Origin of the sequence: Desulfosporosinus shakirovi (assembly GCF_020595055.1) — a bacterium.
Lineage (GTDB): Bacteria > Bacillota > Desulfitobacteriia > Desulfitobacteriales > Desulfitobacteriaceae > Desulfosporosinus > Desulfosporosinus shakirovi.
In genome coordinates this window covers 50,352-68,174 of the sequence record NZ_JAJDOO010000022.1, presented here as the reverse complement: position 1 = coordinate 68,174, position 17,823 = coordinate 50,352, and the positions used below count along the sequence as shown (strand labels likewise).

The 17,823-nt window shown below is 43.4% G+C and carries 18 protein-coding genes; all 18 read right to left on the bottom strand.

Annotated features, from left to right (window positions below):
* Positions 1–3: 3 nt before the first annotated feature.
* Complete coding sequence (gene ahbB, locus LJE72_RS17395; protein ID WP_229249164.1) at positions 4–1,026, bottom strand: siroheme decarboxylase subunit beta; 1,023 nt, start codon at positions 1,024–1,026, stop codon at positions 4–6.
* Position 1,027: 1 nt separating this feature from the next.
* Positions 1,028–2,023, bottom strand: a complete 996-nt coding sequence (gene nirJ2, locus LJE72_RS17390; RefSeq protein ID WP_229249162.1) for a putative heme d1 biosynthesis radical SAM protein NirJ2 — start codon at positions 2,021–2,023, stop codon at positions 1,028–1,030.
* A gap of 2 nt (positions 2,024–2,025) precedes the next feature.
* Positions 2,026–3,003 (bottom strand): porphobilinogen synthase, encoded by a 978-nt coding sequence (gene hemB / locus LJE72_RS17385; protein ID WP_229249160.1) that lies wholly within the window; start codon positions 3,001–3,003, stop codon positions 2,026–2,028.
* 167 nt (positions 3,004–3,170) lie between these two features.
* A complete protein-coding gene (nirJ1, locus tag LJE72_RS17380) occupies positions 3,171–4,346 on the bottom strand; it encodes a putative heme d1 biosynthesis radical SAM protein NirJ1 (protein WP_229249157.1) in 1,176 nt (391 codons plus the stop codon).
* Between the two features lie 4 nt (positions 4,347–4,350).
* Entirely contained in the window at positions 4,351–5,856 is a 1,506-nt protein-coding gene (gene cobA, locus LJE72_RS17375) for a uroporphyrinogen-III C-methyltransferase (protein WP_229249155.1), read from the bottom strand.
* Positions 5,857–6,048: 192 nt separating this feature from the next.
* Positions 6,049–6,960: a hydroxymethylbilane synthase gene (hemC, locus tag LJE72_RS17370; protein WP_229249154.1), complete on the bottom strand. Its 912-nt coding sequence runs from the start codon at positions 6,958–6,960 to the stop codon at positions 6,049–6,051.
* Positions 6,957–8,294 carry a glutamyl-tRNA reductase gene (gene hemA / locus LJE72_RS17365; RefSeq protein WP_229249152.1) on the bottom strand — a complete coding sequence of 446 codons (1,338 nt, stop codon included), beginning with the start codon at positions 8,292–8,294 and terminating at the stop codon, positions 6,957–6,959. The genes hemC and hemA overlap by 4 nt, the downstream gene beginning before the upstream one ends.
* Positions 8,270–8,908, bottom strand: coding sequence for a precorrin-2 dehydrogenase/sirohydrochlorin ferrochelatase family protein (locus tag LJE72_RS17360; RefSeq protein ID WP_229249150.1), 639 nt, complete (start codon positions 8,906–8,908; stop codon positions 8,270–8,272). The genes hemA and LJE72_RS17360 overlap by 25 nt, the downstream gene beginning before the upstream one ends.
* Positions 8,909–9,007: 99 nt before the next feature.
* Entirely contained in the window at positions 9,008–9,889 is an 882-nt protein-coding gene (ccsB, locus tag LJE72_RS17355) for a c-type cytochrome biogenesis protein CcsB (protein ID WP_229249147.1), read from the bottom strand.
* A 57-nt stretch (positions 9,890–9,946) separates the two neighbouring features.
* On the bottom strand, positions 9,947–11,251 hold the full coding sequence (locus LJE72_RS17350; RefSeq protein WP_229249146.1) for a cytochrome c biogenesis protein ResB: 1,305 nt from the start codon (positions 11,249–11,251) through the stop codon (positions 9,947–9,949).
* A gap of 105 nt (positions 11,252–11,356) precedes the next feature.
* Positions 11,357–11,962, bottom strand: coding sequence for a TetR/AcrR family transcriptional regulator (locus LJE72_RS17345; RefSeq protein ID WP_229249145.1), 606 nt, complete (start codon positions 11,960–11,962; stop codon positions 11,357–11,359).
* Positions 11,963–12,230: 268 nt separating this feature from the next.
* Complete coding sequence (locus tag LJE72_RS17340) at positions 12,231–13,199, bottom strand: polyprenyl synthetase family protein (protein WP_229249144.1); 969 nt, start codon at positions 13,197–13,199, stop codon at positions 12,231–12,233.
* 7 nt (positions 13,200–13,206) lie between these two features.
* Positions 13,207–13,569 carry a Sec-independent protein translocase subunit TatA/TatB gene (locus tag LJE72_RS17335; RefSeq protein ID WP_229249143.1) on the bottom strand — a complete coding sequence of 121 codons (363 nt, stop codon included), beginning with the start codon at positions 13,567–13,569 and terminating at the stop codon, positions 13,207–13,209.
* Positions 13,570–13,581: 12 nt separating this feature from the next.
* Positions 13,582–14,349 carry a twin-arginine translocase subunit TatC gene (gene tatC, locus LJE72_RS17330; protein WP_229249142.1) on the bottom strand — a complete coding sequence of 256 codons (768 nt, stop codon included), beginning with the start codon at positions 14,347–14,349 and terminating at the stop codon, positions 13,582–13,584.
* Between the two features lie 4 nt (positions 14,350–14,353).
* Positions 14,354–15,436: a cyclic dehypoxanthinyl futalosine synthase gene (gene mqnC / locus LJE72_RS17325; RefSeq protein ID WP_229249141.1), complete on the bottom strand. Its 1,083-nt coding sequence runs from the start codon at positions 15,434–15,436 to the stop codon at positions 14,354–14,356.
* A 21-nt stretch (positions 15,437–15,457) separates the two neighbouring features.
* Positions 15,458–16,150: an FO synthase gene (locus LJE72_RS17320; RefSeq protein ID WP_229249139.1), complete on the bottom strand. Its 693-nt coding sequence runs from the start codon at positions 16,148–16,150 to the stop codon at positions 15,458–15,460.
* Positions 16,151–16,169: 19 nt separating this feature from the next.
* On the bottom strand, positions 16,170–17,024 hold the full coding sequence (locus LJE72_RS17315) for a UbiA-like polyprenyltransferase (protein ID WP_229249137.1): 855 nt from the start codon (positions 17,022–17,024) through the stop codon (positions 16,170–16,172).
* A gap of 15 nt (positions 17,025–17,039) precedes the next feature.
* Positions 17,040–17,807, bottom strand: a complete 768-nt coding sequence (locus tag LJE72_RS17310) for a polyprenyl synthetase family protein (protein WP_229249135.1) — start codon at positions 17,805–17,807, stop codon at positions 17,040–17,042.
* Positions 17,808–17,823 lie beyond the last annotated feature (16 nt).

Below are 17,823 nucleotides of genomic sequence, written 5' to 3'. Positions count from 1 at the left end.
TTTCTAATCAGCCTCTTCTTCCAGAAAATATTGCATACTGCTCTTTTTTAATTCAGCAACACTAAAGAGCATAGAATAAGTCTTTACCCCAGTTGCCAGCGAAATTCTCTTCATGATGTCTTCACAATCCTCCGCCGAGCGACCATGTATCATGGTGAAGATGTTATAGGGCCAATCAGGAAGTGTTGGCCGCTGGTAACAATGGCTAACTTCCTTGAAGCGTGCCATGATTTGCCCGACCGTATCCGCCTCTTCTGGATCAACCTGCCAAACTCCCATAGCATTGGCTACGAAGCCTGCTTTTTGATGACGAAGAACCGCACCAAAACGCCTCAGAATTTTTACGTCTAACAAACGATTTGCAACGGAAATAACCTTGTCAGTAGGCCAATAGATACTTTCGGCCAGGACTGTAAATGGAGTTGGGGAATCCGGCAGATTACCCTGAATTATTCGAATTAGGACAATCTCATCATTTATTAATTCATAAGGAGAGACTTCTTCCTTATGCGCACCGCGCAATACATCATCCCCAGAAGCATTCTGGCCTTCTTCGCGTTCCATATCGTCAATAGACTGATCAAAATCGAAATTAACGTTGATTTTAAAAACCCGGGAGGCCGGAAGGGTAAAGATGTCGGTTAATCCCATCACTTCACGGATGTTTTGAAGGATGCTTTCTGTGACAGCGTGTGAGCGAGCTATTAGAGTAAACCAAACATTATAGACGTGATCACGAATATAGTTGTGTGTCACCCCGGAAATTCCGTCAAGGAGTTCAGCCAAGACAGGAATTTTCTCTTCTGGGATCTTACCGGCACATAATGTACTGTAATACCCTAAACGGCGAGAATCAAAGACCCCGCCTAAGCGACGAATAATCCCATCCTGTCTAAGTTGTTGAATTCGTAGAAAGGCCTCGGTTTCATTTATGCCAACTGCTTCCCCTAAGATTCGATAGGGATATTCGGCTATCGGAAAATCATTTTGGATGGCATTCAGTAAGGAGCGATCGGTTGCATCCATACTAAACCCCCTTCCTTCCGTGATATAAGCACCACGGCTCCTCGGCCATGTAATCCCCTTCGTTATAATAGGCAGCACGTGCACGGCAACCGCCACAAGCATGTTTATACTGACATGATCCACAGCCGCCTTTATAATCAAGGGTACGCAAGGTCTGCAATACTTCGTTATTACGCCAAATTTCATCAAAGGGAGTCTCTCTGACATCCCCCAGCGGAATATTTAAATAAGCACAGGGTTGGACTTGGCCCTTTGGTCCAATGATGCAATAAGCAGTACCTGCTAAACAACCGCGGCTAAAGCGCATATCAATCCCCATTTGTTTGGCAATTCTCATAAACTGAGGGGCACATGTAGGTTTTAATTCGATATCAACCGTCTGCTGTTTTTTCATGATTCTAGTTAAGATGTCTTCGTAGGCCTCAGCCCTTAAGGACTCTTCCTCGATGGACACAGCTCTCCCTGTCGGTACGAGGAAAAAGAAATGGTGAGCTACTGCGCCCATTTCCACGGCAAAATCCGTGATGGCTTCCACCTCGTGTGCATTCCAATCCATAACTGTGGTATGAATCTGGAATGGGAGTCCGACTTCGCGGCAATTTTTCATCCCACGCACTGCCCCGTCCCAGGCGTCCGGAAATTTTCGAAATTGATCATGTTTTGCTTTGTCAAGAGAGTCTAGTGATATGCCCATTCCCATGGCACCGGCCTCTTTAAGTTGACGGGCTAACTCTAAGGTAATTAGAGTTCCGTTCGTTCCGAAAACAGGTCGCAATCCAAGTGAGGTGGCATAGGCCACCAGTTCAACAATATCCGGTCTTAATAAAGGCTCTCCCCCACTAAAAATCATAATCTTGAACCCTGCTTTGGCAATTTGCTCCAGCAAAGTCCTTGCCTCAGATGTGCTAAGTTCATCTTCTGCTTTACAGCCTGCATCACGATAGCAATGATCACAAAACATATTGCAATCATTTGTCGTATTCCAAGAAACAATCATGCTTAACGCTCCTCTCTTAGCCAACGGGCTACATCTAAAGCGTGATAAGTGATCAGCAAATCTGCTCCGGCACGCTTCATACTCAGAAGGGCCTCTAAGACAATGCGCTTCTCATCAATCCACCCATTGGCAGCAGCAGCTTTGACCATGGCGTATTCTCCGCTGACATTATAAGCCACAAGTGGCACACCGTATTTCTCTTTAGTTCGATATATAATATCTCCATAAGACAAAGCCGGCTTTACAATGATCATGTCGGCTCCCTCTTCTATATCCAAATCCGTCTCCAGCATAGCTTCATTGCCATTGGCTGGATCCATTTGATAGGTTCTGCGATCTCCGAACTGAGGGGTCGATCCCGCTGCCTCTCGGAAAGGTCCATAAAATCCGGAGGCGAACTTAGCCGAATAGGCCATAATCGGAATATGAGAAAAACCCTCTTTATCTAACATTTCCCTAATAGCTGCTACTCGCCCATCCATCATATCGGAAGGGGCAACCATATCTGCACCTGCTCGGACCTGAGAAAGAGCCGTCTTGGCAAGTAAGTCAAGCGTCGGGTCATTTAATATTTGTCCATTTTCAATCAGGCCACAGTGTCCATGATCCGTATATTCACACAAACAGACATCCGTAATAACATAGAGGTTTGGGTAATGTTGTTTAGCTAATCGTGCAGCTTGCTGTACAATTCCATGCTCATGGTAAGCCCCTGACCCCACACTGTCCTTGCTCTCCGGAATCCCGAATAACAAGACAGCAGGTACTCCCAGTTCTACAACTTCATGAAGTGCAAGGATAAATTCATCGAGTGAATAATTATATACTCCAGGCATGGAGGAAATCTCCACCTTTTTCTTTTCTCCAGGCATCACAAACATTGGGTAAATTAAGTTCTCAATTCTGATATGGTTTTCCCGTACCATACTGCGGATAGTCTCGTTAGCTCGCAAACGGCGGGGACGCCTTTTCAATTCCATCTTTAATAGACCCCCTCTCATCCTAAACCTCGTCCTTTACCCCTTCGTAGCCAATGAATGAAATGAAATTGCAAAGAGAACCATCAAGCCAACCACAAAGAACCACTTCCTGAAGCTTTGGTGAACGTGCAATTTCATTTCTATTCATTCAATTTCATTTCTATTCGTCACTTTATTCCGATCTCTTCATCCGTTAAATAGCATGCCGGATCGGACTCCCAGAAATCACCGGTAACAGCTTCCGCCCGTGTCCGGAAATTACCGTTACACATGTCTAAGTATTGACAAGCTGCGCATCGTCCTTTGAGCAAGGCTTTGCGGTCTTTGAGTCCAGCCATGATAGGATGAGTCACATCTGTCCAGATCTCTGCAATTTTGCGTTCGCGAACATTTCCAAAGGAGATGTGCTGGGTGAACTGATCCGGATGCATATACCCCAAGGGATCAACTTCTCCAAAAGCTATACCCGAACGGTTTCCCCCGTTAAGGCCAATTAGATCCTTGATTCTTTGAGCTCTGGCGGGATCCTCTTTTAACGCTTGGATGTACATATATACTCCATCGCAATGATTATCAACCGTTAGAATTTCCTTTTTCAAGCCGCGTTCTTCGAAATCCCGAGTTCTGCGAATAATCGTGTCCATCGCTTGACGGGACTCTTCCGGCGTCACATCTTCTGCAATCATTTGGTTTCCTCGGCCCGAATAGACCAGATGGTAAAAGCAAACGCGATCAATATTCTCTTCTTCGATGAAATCAAAGATCTTGTCTAGTTCTTTAATATTATGATGATTGATTGTAAAACGAAGTCCTACACGTTGGTCTACAGCGACGCAATTTTGAATTCCTTGCATTGCCGCTTTAAAGGCTCCTTCTTTACCTCTGAATTTGTCGTTCACATCTGCAAGCCCATCGAGTGAGATACCGACATAAGAGATCCCAATCTCTTTAATGCGTCTTGCCACTTCAGACGTAATCAAAGTGCCATTCGTTGAAAGTGTTGCCCTAAGCCCTTTGGAAATAGCATACTCTGCCAATTCGAAAAAATCCGGGCGAATCAGCGGCTCTCCTCCAGAAAAGAGTAGAACGGGAGATTTGAATTCGGCCAAGTCATCGATAAAGTGCTTAGCTTCTTCTGTAGTCATTTCTCCCTCATATTTTTGAGCATCAGACTCCATATAACAATGAGCACATTTTAGGTTACAGGTCTTGGTCGAATTCCAAACGACCACAGGCCCGGAAAGAGTGGTTGTTCCATTTCGAGCACCATGCGAGTTTTTATTATAACGCAGAGAGTCTCCGAAGTATTCCGTATCAAATAAGAGCTTTGTGACACTAATCATACTTTTACCCCTCCAATAAGGCTTTGACTAATCCCTGAATCGTATATTCGTTAGCCTCTTTATAGATCGTCAGACCAAGCTTTCGAGCAGTTCCACTGGTAATAGGCCCGATGGAAAAGAGAGAGACACCTTTTAGTAAAGAGATTTCTCCTTCCAAGAGTTCTACAAAATTGCGCACTGTCGAAGAGCTTGTAAATGTGACCGCATGAATCTCTTTTTCACGAAGCATACGCTGTAATTCTTCTCGATTTGCTCCTCCGAGTACGGTCTTATATACTGGCACATCCCAGACTTCCAAGCCCATAGCCTTAAGCGATTCAGGCAAAATATCTCGCGCCTCTTCCGCCCGTGCCAGAAGCACCCTTTGACCAGCTGAAACACGGCCGGTAAGACCTTCAACAATCTTTTCGGCGCGGTACTCTTCCGGAACGTAGGCCGCACGAAGTCCTCTTTTCTCAATAGCCGCTTGCGTAGCCGGACCTATAGCAACTATCTCTAAGCCTATCAAATCACGAACATCTCGTTCTTGATTCTTAAGCTCTTCAAAAAACGCCTCTACTCCGTTGACGCTGGTAAAAATAAGCCATTGGAACTGTCCCAGATTATTCAGAGCTTTGATGATATGCGAATTGTCAGTGGGAGGGACAATGTCAATCGTCGGAAATTCCCAAGCCTCTCCGCCCAAAGTTTCGATTTCCTGCGATAACACACTGGCCTGATGACGCGCCCGAGTGACCACAATCCTTTTCCCAAATAAGGGCTTCTTTTCGAACCATTGGAGTTTTTCTCGCAGAGAGACGACTTCGCCGACGATAATAATGGAGGGATTCGTAAATCCCTGCTTTTTAACCTCTTCGGCAATAGTATCCAGTTGCCCTACGAGGGTTCGTTGTTCTGGTCTGGTACCCCATTGAATGATTCCGACTGGAGTCGTTGGCTTCTTCCCATTCTCCATTAGTTTTTGAGCAATTAAGGGGAGATTTTCCATGCCCATGAGGAACACAAGAGTTCCATGGGATAGGGCAAGGTGGTCCCAATGAATGCTTGTTTCATTTTTAGTAGGATCTTCGTGTCCTGTGATAACCGCGAAGGAAGACGTCAGATCTCTATGGGTTACGGGTATACCTGCATATGCTGGAACTGCAATAGCAGAGGTGATGCCAGGTACCACTTCAAACTGAATCCCTGCGTTGAGTAAAGCTTCGGCTTCCTCGCCCCCCCGACCAAAGACAAAAGGATCCCCTCCTTTTAGGCGGGTTACGACTTTTCCTTCCAGGCCTTTATCCACAAGAACTTGGTTAATTTCATCTTGTTTAAGTGTATGGCGATCCGGAGATTTCCCCACATAGATGAGTTCACAATCAGGGCGGGCTAATGTCAAAAGGCGCCGCGAAGCTAACCGATCATAGACTAAAACATCGGCTTTGGCAATACATTCTGACCCTTTAATGGTTATCAACTTAGGGTCTCCGGGACCAGCCCCCACCAAATATACATATCCCTTACTCAAACCAAACACTCCTATTCAATCAGCTACCAAAGCTTAATTATATTATATAGAAATATATTTAAATGAAGTACTCTCTCTCATGAACTCTGGATTAGCGACGCTATTCTCCTGAATACTCGGTAAAAGCGTACTTACATCAGCGAGACGGAACACGAAGTGTTCCCTCCAAGTGAGCATTGTAACGCAAGTTCCCTATCGTATTTCCGCTAATATCGAATTAGCCCCTAGTTCTATCAGCCGATTGGCGACTTCGATGCCCACCGATTCGGGATCGGTCCCTTTGGCTTCCGCCTTAATCAAGCGAGTTCCATCCAAGCTTGCTACCATTCCCCGAAGAATAATTTCTCCCTCAACCACTTGTCCTAAAGCTCCAATGGGGACTTGGCAACCGCCTTCAAGCTTACGCATTAATGTACGCTCTGCCTTTACCGCTTTTTCAGTGGCAATATGGTTTAGACGAGATAGCAATTCCGCAATATCTGAACGTTTCTCGTCGATTTCCACAGCTATGGACCCTTGCCCGACTGCTGAAAGCATCATATCTTCGGGCAAGATTTGAGTGATTCGCTCTTCCCATCCTAACCGTTTCACCCCCGCTGCAGCAAGGACAATACCAGCCATGTCAGACTCTTGCAATTTCCTCCATCGGGTTTGCAGATTACCTCTTAGATCCATAAAATTAAGATCCGGACGATAATGCTTAAGCTGTGATTTACGACGCAAACTACTTGTGCCGATAATAGCACCCTCGGGCAAATCCTCAATTGAGACCCCGTTTCGGCTTAAAAAAACGTCCCTAGGTTCTTCCCGTTCACAAAAAGCACTGATGATTAACCCTGGGGGTAACAATGTCGGCATATCTTTAAGACTGTGAACTGCCATATCCAGTTCATCATTCAGCAGACCCTGTTCCAATTCCTTGGTAAACAATCCCTTGTCCCCAATTTTGGAAAGGGGTACATCCAAGATCTTATCCCCTTTGGTTTTCATAGAGACAAGTTCAAAGTTAAGATGAGGATAAAGTTCAGTTAATTGACTTTGTACCCACTCGGCTTGCCACATTGCTAATTGACTATCCCGAGTTCCAATGCGGATGTTCTTCATTCAGCCCTCCTATGATACCCATGCTTATGACTCTTTTTCATCATCAAGTTTGGACATTCGCCCTCTTCTCTAACATTTAAATCAAATAAGTTTTGCAATATTTCTGTATAGAGATGACCTTGGCTTGTGTTGGCATATTCTTTTAGGTTAATAATTGGCAGATGCAAGAGATGATTGACGATGGAATTAGCCATAGAACGTATTACCTTTTCCTGTTTTGGAGTTAACCCTGTCAAATGCCCCAGAGCGCGTTCCACTTGCATATCTCTGATCTGTTCACCTTTTTTTTGTAAGGCTAAAATCGTCGGTACAACAAACAATGAATTGTGCCAGTTCAGAAATAATTCCATCTCTTCATCGATAATCTTTTCTGCCTTGATTGCTGCGATTTCACGTTCTTGATGATGATGATCGATAACTCCCCGCAAATCATCAATATCAAATAAAGTAATATGAGGAATTCCCCCTACTTCAGGGTGTATATCTCGAGGCACTGCAATATCAATGAGCAACATAGGGCGATTCTTACGGTTTTTCATAATTTCCTGCATGCGCTCAGGAAGCAACACAAAATGTTTCGAGGCAGTTGAGGATATCACTATATCCACTTCTTCAAGATACTGATCTACATCATCAAGCCGTACTGCCCGACCGCTGCACTCCTTTGCTAATACAACGGCTTTTTCATAAGACCGATTCGACACTAAAACAGTGGTGGCTCCTGCTGAAACCAAATGTTTGGCTGTCAGAGTACTCATTTCTCCCGCTCCCATAATAAGAATCCCTTTACCTTCAAGTTCTCCAAATTGTTGTTTGGCAAGCTCAACGGCTGTATAACTTATGGAAACCGGATGCTGATCAATCAATGTATCTGTGCGTACGCGCTTGCCTACCGCTAAAGCAGTTTGAAAAAACACATTGATCACTTTATTAGTGGCTTCTGCATCATTTGCTTGTTGATATGCCTGACTGACCTGTCCAAGGATTTGTGTTTCCCCTCGAACCATCGAATCCAACCCAGATACTACCCGAAACAAGTGGCGGACGGCATCATACAAGGTATGAGCGTACAAATATTGCTCCAGAATATTTTCTTCAATTCCATGATGACTGGCAAAAAAGTCCTTAATGGAGCGAACCCCTGTTTCTACATCCGTTGTAGCAGCATATACCTCAGTACGATTACAAGTGCTGAGTATTACAACTCCCTGAATTGCTTGACAGTTTTTTAATTCTTTGAGGGCCATCTGCATTTGAGAAGGGTGAAAGCTCATTTTTTCCCTTATTTCAACAGGAGCGCTCCTGTGATTTAATCCGATAGCGACAGGAAACATTTTTCTAACACTCCTTTCGCTTCGGTTAAGCGTTGAGCTTTAATAAGGGTTCTAACTTCTCCGTCTGTAGCACGATTCCAAAAAACACTTCGCTTTTCCGGTGGTAAGTCAGACTTAGCTCTATTTCTCCAACTTTTAAGCAATGTTAGATATTCAGCCATTTCATGACCGTACAAATCTTCTAACTCTGCTCGCACTTGTCGAGCTACAATAGGGCTGCTTCCTCCAGTCGATACTGCAATCTTCAGATCTCCTTGTTCCATAATGGAAGGTACTATAAAACTGCATTTCTCTGGATCATCAACAACATTCACCAGGCGATAATGAACTTTAGCATCCTGAGAGACTTGCGCGTTAACTTCCTCGATTTCTGTACATGAAAAAACAAGCCTGGCATCTTGAATATCGTCAGATGAATATTCTTTTTCTACCCAAAAACATGATTTTCCATCAATCAGCTCCCGTAACTCAGGGACAAGACGGGGAGAGATAACTTGCACCAAAGATCCATGGTGCAAAAGGGTTTGAACTTTCCTTAATGCTACATTTCCTCCACCAACGACCAAAACCGGCAGAGCATTTAAGTCTATGAATATAGGATAATACTGCGACATAAACAATAGTCACCTTCTCCACTTTTCTCCTGAATTTAAATTCGTTCTATTTGGACATATTTCCTTCTAAACTCATGGATTCTCGAATTATCAATTGTCTTATACAAGTATATTAGGTTGACTAATCGCGTAAGAATGCAACCCCGGCAAAAAGTAGTTTACACCAAAGAACGTGAACAACACTGCAGCAAAGCCAAATATCGTCATCCAGGCCGCCCGTTTCCCTTTCCAGCCATACATCAACCTGGCATGTAAGTACGCCGCATAGATAATCCAAGTGATTAACGACCACGTCTCTTTAGGGTCCCATGACCAATATGTACCCCAAGCATAATTTGCCCAAATCGCACCTGTAATAATGCAAAGAGTCAGCAGTGGAAAGGCAAATCCAATGACCTTATAGGACAGCTCATCGATTATGTCTAAGGCAGGGAAACGCGAAATTATTCCATGTGGATTAGATTTTTTCCCTTTGCCCTCTTCCCCTATTTTCAACAAATACATGATTCCTAATCCGAAGGATGTGGCAAAAGCACCATAGGAAAACATGGCTGTTACTACGTGAAAGGTTAGCCACTTACTTTTAAGTGCCGGTGGAATTGCCTGGGCAATTCTCTCCTCCGGTCCCATGCTCATGATAATAAACATCAAGATTAAGAAAGCGATGGGCATGACAAAAGCGCCGAGAGACCTGAGCTTATAGCGATACTCTATAAACAGATAAACAAATATTATCCCCCAGATAAACGCCAACAAAAACTCATAGGAATTGGAAAGCGGCGGACGACCCGCAATAATCATACGCAAAATGATAGCCGCAGTGTTAGCGACTAAGCCAACAATTGAAAGATATGTTGCAAATCGGCCCATTAGTTCTTTTTTTGTGCCTATCCAAGCCCAATGAAAGAACATACAAAGAGTATAGGCCATTAACATAACATAAAATGATGAAGTTTCAAGGTTTTGCAATCCCTGATCCACGGTGCATATCCTCCCTTTTTCTGTACTAATCTTTAGACAGTCAGGCTTTATGTTGAGTTATTTTGCTTGAATGTCATGAATCAAACGATCAAACTCTTCCTGAACCCCACCCGTAACTTTACCCGCCATCGTCCCCATTGTCAGTTCTCCCTCTGTTCCCTGTCCAGATTCGAAAACTCCCAGGACAACCATTGAACGCCAATAGAATGATAAGAACAGTCCTAACAGCAACAAGGCGCATCCGAGCCAAACGACCATTACGCCTGGGTCTTGTTTTACTTGCAATCCAGTAAAACCAGCATTGGCCTCGAGGGTTAACTTATATTCACCTTGAACGTCAATAGTTTCCCCTGCATTAATTTGCCCCGTTTGTACAGGTTGAACACCTTTCCCTCTATAGACTTGATAAAGCATAATTGGCTTTTGGGGATCACTCTTAATTGCAGCGGCGATAAGATAGAGTTCGGTTCCCGGTGCTTGAAAGTAATTCCCGCCGTGGTCTTGCAAAACAATTGGGAGCTTTTGATCCTTCAGGTCAACCGTCAGGCTGGCTCCGTTAGCAAAACTTGATTGATAGAATGTTACCCCTCTATATGTAAGCGGATGATTTACCGAGATTGTCTTACGGAGCACTTCAGTTCCGTTTTCAATAATCCCCATATCTGTATACCAATTATCTCGTTCTCCATTAGGCAAAAAGCGGTCCTCGGCTGAATAGATACGGACACTAAAATCTTGATTAATTCTTCCCTTGGATACACTAATCGAATTTATAGGTACAGTTGACCCTGCACTGCTCATCATAAAGCCCTTAAAACCCATGGTTGTTCCTAAGATCGCCCCGATGACTAAAACAACAAATGAAATATGAGAAATAAGTGATCCCCAGTTTCCCAGTCGCCGTTTAATCGCTATAAAACTCCAACCATTGTCTCCTGAATTGATTGTAAGTTTAAATCCATTTCGCTTTAGTACATCTTGAACAGAAATCTTGAGAGGTTCGCTTTCTCCGGCTAATTTCGCTTTAATCTTGCTAAACACGTTTGAAACACTCACAGGCGGCTTAAGGGCGAAGGTTCGATTATAAATTCCCTGAAAACGTTGGATACTGCAAACTACTAAATTGATGCAAAGTAAACCCATTAATAAACGAAACCAAACAGTACTGTAAATTTGTGTAAACCCAAGAGTTTGCCAGATCTCACCTACTTCTTTGGCCTTCCCCGGGTCCAAGTTCGCTTGAGGAAAAACAGTTCCCACTCCTGAAACAAGAGCTACTAAACCTAATAATATCAGCCCTAATTTCATTGAGCTGAACACGCGCCATATATACTCTACAATGCCCTCGCGTTGTTCTTTCACTAAATCGCCCCTTCTCTAGCCATGTCATTTTCATTATTATGGAAAATCAAGCAAATGCTTCATACGTTTTTTATTATACCCCAAAAAATGATGGATATGAAGTTATCACCCCTCGCCATCGTTCCGCTTAATAACACCCTCTAAGAGCAAAGAATGTTTATAATTGATATTAGCTATAAAGGAAAATTCCAGCTTACTACTCATTGTGGACTGAAGAATACCAGAGAACATCTCAATGATTATTTCGGGTGGAATGTCTTTTCTGAACTCATTTTTGACTTGTCCTTCTGTAATGATAGTGGATAGAATCTCCTTGAACCATTCCCCATGAGGTGCCTTCTTCTCACCTTTATCGGGATTATGGTAAAATTTCATATATAAACTTATCAGTAACTGGTTTTCCTCATGAGTTTTTCCTACAGCTTGAAGCATTTGGGATAATTTTTGGGTTGCGTTTAAAGATGATGTCTTTATATCTTCACAAGTTTGTTTAGCATTCTCTATTCTTTCAGCAAGGCAGTATTTTAATATAGCTTCCTTAGATTCAAAGTAATTATAAAAAGTGCCCGTTCCAAGAGCTGCTCTCTCCATTATTTCCGCGACTGTGGTTTCGTTCAGCCCTTTGCTGAAAAATAATTTTAAAGCGATTCCTGCAATCGTCTTTTTGGTCTGAATTTTCTTTCTCTCGCGCCTGCTTAGTTCCTGCAACATTTTTATCCCCCCAGAGATTTAACCCGTTTATGAATGTTCACATACATACAGTATCCACTACAATATGATAAAAAGTGAATTGATTCACTTTATTATATTTGCAGATACAGACATTGTCAATTAAAAATGAATGCATTCATTTTTAATTGACAATGTCTGTATTAACGGGCCTTTCGCCTATTATATGGTTGAAACTTACTTGTAAATTGATCAAGCCCCGCAGACGAACTGCAGGGCTTGATCAATTTGCTTATACTTGTGGTTTTTTCTAAAACTTACGGGTCCGAATGAATTCTGCCAGCTCTTCCAACGCTTTACGCGTAGGAATCTTAGGCAGTTCCTGCAGATGTTTTTTAGCCTTCTCAATATATAAATCCACAAGCTGCATTGACTGATCAATCGCCCCGGTGGATTTAATAAGGTCTATAGTTTCCCCTACTTCATCATCCGTCTTATCCATTTTCTTGAGTAAAGACTTTAACCCGGAAGACTCCTGTGAAGAATTTAGGGCAAGAATCATAGGTAAAGTCATTATGCCCTGACGCAAATCCCCCCCAATTGGTTTCCCGAATTCTGAGGCCTTAGCAGTAATATCTAAAACATCATCGACAATCTGAAAGGCCATTCCAAGAGAGTGACCGTAAGCCCCCAAGGCCCATACTTGTCGTTTAGGGGCTCCCGAAACCAAAGCTCCCAATCTGCAACAGGCAGAGATCAATAAGGCGGTTTTACGTTTAATACGGTAATAGTATTGTTTTAGAGTTTGCTCTACGTCGAAGGAACATTTAATCTGCTGAATCTCTCCTTGGCACATTTCAACACTGATTTCCGCTAAAATGCGTGCCACCTCTGGATGATCAATCTTCGAGATGAGCATCAGTGATTTTGCCAATAGATAATCACCCGTTTCCACCGAAACGACATTGCCCCATTTCGCTTTGACCGTCGCCCGCCCTCTTCTGGTCATTGACGCATCTACGACATCATCATGAACAAGGGAAGACATATGAATAAGTTCTAAAGCCATCGCAACTGGCATTATTTTTTCCAACGGATAGCCATAAAATTTGCCGGCTAAGAGCGTAAATGCAGGGCGTAATCGCTTACCGCCGGCAGCCAATAAATGGACAGCAGAATCTTGGAGAATCGGATAACCCGTCTCCACAAATTTAGTCAGTTCTTTTTCAACCCGTTGTAAATCTGAATTTATCTGATTGAAGAGCCAGAGTTGTTTCAAAACCGATTCACCTGCTCGCACCCTTTTCTTCATAAGATACCATATCTAATGGCAGTTCCGCCAGTGGGTCCTTCGGGATTTCATCCTCGTAGGTCAGAAGTTCTTCCTCTGATTCAGGATTCTCCGCCCCGCTTTGGGATGCGGCTGTATCCTTTTCGGAAGCACGTGGCGCAGTGGTTTGTTCAAAAGCTTTATTAATAATATTGCTGGGTGTATTTATTGTACTTTGGAATTCTTTAGTTAATTCATTAGTTGCTTTACGAATTTCAAAAACAAGTTTACCAATCGATCGAGCGATAACCGGCAGGTCTTCAGGTCCAAACAGAATTAGTACAACAACCAAAATCAAGAGGATCTCACTTAAACCCATGTTTTGCCCCCCTTACTTTAATGCTAGCTCTTTTTCTCTGCTGCGAGCAACAAGATACCCTAGCCAGATGCTCATTTCATAGAGGAGATACATTGGCCCAGCCATGAGGAGTTGGGTCAGTAAATCTGGAGTTGGCGAAACAACAACCGCCAAAATGACAATCGTGAGGATCGCCCAACGTCTTTTGGCAGCTAACATCTGAGGTGTTAATACACCTAATCTAATTAAAACTAACAAGACAATGGGAAGTTGAAAAACTAACCCAAAGGTTAAAAACATCGTCATAAGAAAACCAATGTAGGAGGTCTTGGTCAGCAATGGGGTATACGAAGTTACGGCATCCCCACCTACAAAAAGCAAGAACTTAAGCCCAATCGGCAATACTACGAAAAAACACAACCCAACTCCGCTGAGAAATAGGAGTACTGAGCTGGGAAAAATAAGATATAAGTATTTCCGTTCATTTTGCTTTAAAGCCGGCAGGACGAAACTCCAAATTTGCCAGAATACCAAAGGTAGAGCCAGAACTACCCCAATGAGCATGGAAACTTTGACTTTGACTAACATTGGCTCCAAGGGCGTTGTCGTTATGAACGTAATTTCTTGTAGTTTGATTATCGGATCTGCAAGATAGGCAAAGGCACGATCACTGAAAAACCAGCCGATAACAGTACCTAATAATATTGCATAGGCAGATATAATCAGCACTTTACGTAAGGCTTTCAGATGTTCCAATAAAGGCAAATTCGCCTCACTAAGCTGTCGCTTGCGCCTGCGCATCCTCCTACACTTCCTTCCTGTACACCTTTAGGGATTCGTAGTGCGTATTACGTTGCACAGCTTGGAAACCGGCATCTTCAATACACCGAATAATTTCCTGTAACGGGACACGCGTCTGCACGCCGGCTGCTCGAACCACATTTTCCTCTAACATAGTGCTGCCAAAATCGTTAGCCCCGAAACTCAAGGCAATCTGAGCCATCTTAGCGCCTTGAGTCACCCATGACGCTTGGATATTGGGTACATTATCCAGCATCAAACGTGCTACTGCCAGTGTCCTAAGATATTCTACCCCTGTACTGCTCTCTCCACCCAATAAAGTGTTTGAAGGAGCAAAACTCCAAGGGATAAACGCAGTAAACCCACCCGTTTGGTCCTGGGCTTCCCGAACACGTACCATATGTAAAATTCGTTCTTCAAAGGTTTCGACGTGTCCAAACATCATCGTCGCAGTGGTTTTCATCCCAAGCTTGTGTGCCGTGGTCATGACGTCCATCCATTTTTGCCAACCAATCTTATTAGGGCTAATCAGATGTCGTACACGATCATCCAGGATTTCTGCTCCTCCCCCGGGAATGGAATCCAGCCCTGCGTTTCGAAGGCGAATAATAACTTCCTCAATTGGCAATTCAGATTTATTCGCAAGGTCCCATATTTCAGGAGGGCTAAATGAGTGAATGTGAATGGGATAATGGGCTTTAATATCACGCAACAGGTTTTCGAAGTACTCTAAATTCAAATCAGGATGCAGTCCTCCTTGAATTAAGAGCTGAGTTCCCCCGACTGCAATAGTTTCTTCAATTTTAGCATGTAATTCATCCTGTGACAAAATATATCCTTTAGGATCTCCCTGTTTACAATAAAAAGCACAAAATTTACATTGACAGGAACAAATATTTGTATAGTTAATGTTTCGATCAATAACAAATGTCACCACTTTTTGGGGATGCATCTGACCTCGGAGGAAATTTGCTCCTTGTCCCAAAGAAAGAAGATCGGCATTTTGCAACAATGCAATTCCATCTGCTACGGACAACCGTTCACCAGCCAAACGTTTTTCAATAATTTTCAAGGGTTCCGTTTGCATGCGCTTCTCCTCCTTCCCAGCTTAGCCGGTCTTGCAGACCCGATAGAGAGTATCCCGCTCCACGGCATCTCGCCCTGCCTTTTGAATGAGTTGGATCAAGGCACCCTTACTCAGACTGTGATCCGACCTTTCTCCGGTCATAGAAGTACTTCGGTCTTCAGTAACGGTACCGTCTAAATCATCTACTCCAAAAGTTAATGAAACTTGTGCCAATTTGGGACCTAACATCATCCAAAAAGCTTTAATATGATCAAAATTATCCAGCAGAATCCTCGAAATCGTTAGCATCTTCAGATCTTCATACCCTGTTGTATTTCCGACACCCATAGTTCCTTCCAATTTCGCAGTTTTCGAATAAAAAGGAATTGGGCTAAAGCTTAAAAATTCTTTGGTCTGGTCTTGAAGTGTTCGCAGTTCTAATAAACTCTTAATTAATTCCTCTTGGTTTTTTTTACCGTAGACCATCATTGCGTTAGAGCGGTTTTCATTTTCTTCAAACGAAGCACAGATATCCCTATAATCAATAGGACGATTGACAATGAAATAGGTTTGGTTGCCATTTTTACGTTCGCGTATGAGATTGGCCATATATCCAAGTGTCAAAATCTCTTGACTGTTGATCAGGCGTAAGCCTTCATCAAAGTTCAATCGTTGACCCTCTTCAACTTTGAGGATCAGCTCCCAAAGTTCGCTTTGCGCGTACAACGAGGGCATAACCTACCCCTCCTTTATTTCAGCTCAATAAGATTATATCCAAAACGGAGAAAACAAAAAGCAAGATGCTTAAGTAACCGTTAAGGTTGAAAAAAGCAACTCCGATTTTTGAGAAATCGTCTGCCGAGACAAGACGATGTTGACGAAAAAGCAATACGACAGCCATGGCGACCCCCGCATAATAGAGCCAGCTCAACGACATTACCACTCCGACAGCGATAAAAAGCAGCGGTGCGATGGTATGCAGAAATGCTGAAATCTCTAACCCTCTCTGTAATCCAAAAACCGCCGGAATAGAGTGCAGTCCTTCCTTGCGGTCAAACTCCACATCTTGACAGGCATAAACCACATCAAAACCTGCCACCCAGGTCATGACTCCCAACCCTAAGAGAACAGGCGCCAGAGCCCAATGACCGGTTATCCCGATCCAAGCTCCTGCTGGAGCTAAGCCCAGTGAAATTCCTAATACTAAATGGCAGGCCCAAGTAAACCGTTTAGTATAAGAATATAAAACCAGAAAAAAGACAGCGATCGGCATCAAGTACAGTGCCAGTAAATTAAGTTGATACGCAGAAATACCCAGAAGCAGAAATGACAATACAACATATAGGTAAACCTCATCTACTCTAAGCTGGCCCGCGGGCAGTGCTCTCTGGGCCGTCCGAGGATTACGCGCATCAATATGCCGATCAACCAACCGATTCAAAGACATTGCGGCTGTTCGAGCCCCTACCATAGCCAGCGTTATCCACAAAAGCTTCATAGCAGAAGGAATACCTTCCGCTGCCAAAAAGGCCCCTAAGTAAGCAAAGGGCAGCGCAAAAATTGTATGTTCAAATTTAATCATTTCGAAGAAAACTTTTAGTTTATGCATACTCCACCCCGTTCGTTACGATCCTATCTCAAGAGGTCTATAATCTCCACTCAATTGCATGGCCAAATATCGATGAACTTCACGGAGAGGATAGAGTTCAAGTTGTGATTCCGCCGAAATATCCTCTAAGATATCATTCGCCCGCTGTAGAATTGACTGGACAACGGTAACCTCCATGCTTTCCTTCCAAGCTCCCCATGCTAATCCTATTTCCCACCCAAAAGCCTCCAGCTTTTCTTGCAAAGGAAGTGAGACCCCCGCGAGTTCAGCACTGAGTCGAGCAGCCGTCCCAGTTAAGGAGGCACTCTCCAATTCAATAATTTGAAGCAACTCATCCCCGCTTAGCTTCTTATCTCGAGAAAGCCATCGGGAAATACCACCTTGACTCATTGTTCCCATCACTTGAGCCAGGGGTTCTAAGAAGAGCAATAGCTTCTCACGACAAAGTTCCAGAAAAAACTTTCCATATAACAAGTCTCCAACCAGCACTGGAAATTGTCTCAGTTCTTCAGCAAGATCATCATCATCCTTCATAAGCCTATGAACCTTATTAGCCATAAATATAAATTGAATAATGCCAGCCAACGCTTCTGATTTACGGTTATTATCTGCACACGACCCACTGACAGCTAATACTATAGCGGGATTAACCGTTTGATCCATCTCATTCATTTCTAGGTGTACTAATTCCTCAAAACCAGCTGGCTTAAAATTAATTTCTTCGCGCAAATGCGCCTGAACTGTGTTCAGTTCCCCACGGAAGCTGAAATCTACCGGAACCATCTTATCGCTCCTTGCC